The sequence below is a fragment of the Ruminococcus sp. OM04-4AA genome, from assembly GCF_003462585.1.
GTDB classification, from domain to species: domain Bacteria; phylum Bacillota; class Clostridia; order Lachnospirales; family Lachnospiraceae; genus Mediterraneibacter; species Mediterraneibacter faecis.
Genome location: NZ_QTZH01000124.1, coordinates 1 through 2,236 on the forward strand (window position 1 = coordinate 1; position 2,236 = coordinate 2,236).

The 2,236-nt window shown below is 34.4% G+C and carries 3 protein-coding genes; all 3 read left to right on the top strand.

The features are described 5' to 3' along the window. The coding region (locus DXB52_RS15495) for an SMI1/KNR4 family protein (protein ID WP_118108017.1) at window positions 1-578 on the top strand (578 nt) is incomplete at its 5' end. Between the two features lie 174 nt (window positions 579-752). After that, window positions 753-1,364 (top strand): class I SAM-dependent methyltransferase, encoded by a 612-nt coding sequence (locus DXB52_RS15500; RefSeq protein WP_117909758.1) that lies wholly within the window; start codon window positions 753-755, stop codon window positions 1,362-1,364. Between the two features lie 28 nt (window positions 1,365-1,392). Next, window positions 1,393-2,236: sialate O-acetylesterase (locus DXB52_RS15505; protein WP_118108019.1), on the top strand; the 844-nt coding region annotated here is incomplete at its 3' end.

Consider the following 2,236-nt stretch of genomic DNA (forward strand, 5'->3'; position numbering starts at 1 on the left):
GAAAAATAAATACCTTTGAAAGAGAATATAAATATGAGTTGCCATTAGTATATAAAGAGTTTTTGTGTGAATATGATGGACTTAGTTTAGATAATGGATGTATATTTTATTCTCTTGAAGAATTGGATGATGTTAATAAGGAATTGCAAGTAGATATATACCAGCCAGATACTGTTGCTATTGGAAATGATGGCGGTGATTTGGTTTTTTTGATGAAACAGGAAAAAGAAACGAAAACTATTTATCTAGTAGATGCAGGTGATTATGATTTAGAAACTCCATATCAAATTATCCCAAATTTTAATGAATGGATGGAAAAAGGATGTGAAATCGAAGATATAGATGGGGAAGATATAAGAGGAGTTGACTATGGTGATTTATATTTAACAAAAATGCCAAAAGAAGGAGCAAAAGGGTTGGTAACAATAAAAAGAGCTTTCAATTTAGAAATGAGTACGGGAGAGCTATTGCAAAAATCTAAAAATTTGCCAACAAAATTATTATCAAATATTACAAGTTCAAAAGCAGATATAATAGCTGAGAAAATAGGCATGTCAGGACTATTTGAGATAAGATAAGAAAAATCAGTGAGATATTAGACTTGATGTAGTATCTCACTGGTTAAGTATTACCGGAAAAAATCAATAGAGTTTATAAGTAGATAGGTATAAATTTGATGAGGATAAGTATTTCAAACCACTTCAAGTTTGTCGAATTAAGAAAACCGGTATTTGTGGAGGAGGAATTCTGTAATGAGATTTTTTGAAAATACCCGTAAGCCACAAGGCTTCGGCGGAAAATTGATGACGAAGATGATGAACAGCGGTCACGCCAAATTATCGCAATGGGGATTCTCAAATATCTCCGCGAAGTCTGATGCTGAAGTTCTGGACGTCGGCTGTGGCGGCGGAGCAAATATTGCGGTCTGGCTTGATAGATGTAGAAATGGCCACGTGACAGGAATGGATTATTCTGAGGTTAGTGTGGCAGAATCTCAAAAATTGAACGCCCTCGCCATTAAACAAGGGAAATGTAATGTAGTTCAAGGAGATGTATCTGCTATACCCTTTTCTGACGCGACTTTTGATTATGTTTCTGCCTTCGAAACAGTTTACTTTTGGCCAGGATTAGTAAAATGCTTTTCCGAGGTCAACCGTGTGCTGAAAAGCGAAGGCATATTCCTGATTTGTAACGAGAGTGACGGAACGAATGCCGCAGATGAAAAATGGACAAAGATGATCAATGGTATGAAGATTTACACATCTAAACAACTTGTTGCCGCTTTGAAAGAAGCGGGTTTTACAGAGATCAAAACGTATTCAAATGTAAAAAATCATTGGATAAGTATTGTTGCAACGAAATAGCCAAATTCGGAATTTGTGGAGGTGTTGAATGAAAAGTGTATTAATGATTGGACAGTCCAACATGGCTGGACGTGGATTCATAAATGAAGTACCGATGATTTGTAATGAGAGAATCCAGATGTTAAGAAATGGAAAATGGCAAATGATGACAGAACCAATTAACTACGATCGTCCTATATCAGGAGTAAGTCTTGCGGGTTCATTTGCTGCAATGTGGTGCATGGAAAACAAAGAAGAACAAATCGGCTTGATTCCATGTGCGGAAGGTGGCAGTTCCATTGATGACTGGTCTATAGAGAAAATATTATTTAAAAATGCAATTATTCAGGCAAAATTTGCAATGCAAAATAGTAATTTGATTGCTATTCTGTGGCATCAAGGAGAAAATGATAGCTATAATGGTAACTATAAAACGTATTATGAAAAATTACATACAATTTTTGAGGCTTTAAAAAATGAACTTAATTTAGACGATGTACCGTTTATTATTGGAGGACTTGGTGACTATTTAGGAAAGATAGGCTTTGGTTTTAATTGTACAGAGTATGACTTGGTGAATAAAGAATTATTACGATATGCCAATGATCATAATCATGTATATTTTGTAACTGCCCAGGGGTTGTCAGCAAATCCAGATGGCATACATTTAAATGCTGTCTCTCAAAGAAAATTTGGGGTTCGTTATTACTATGCCTACAAAAACAAAAAGAATGTGATAACACCTTTGAAAAACGAAGAAAAATTATTAGAGTCATGTATTAATATTCCATATACTCAGAATGAAATGAAATATTTAGCTATGATGGATTTGACAATGGGAAAATGTAGTTATGAAGAGTTCATAACAAAAATGAAAAAATCTCTAACTTTCA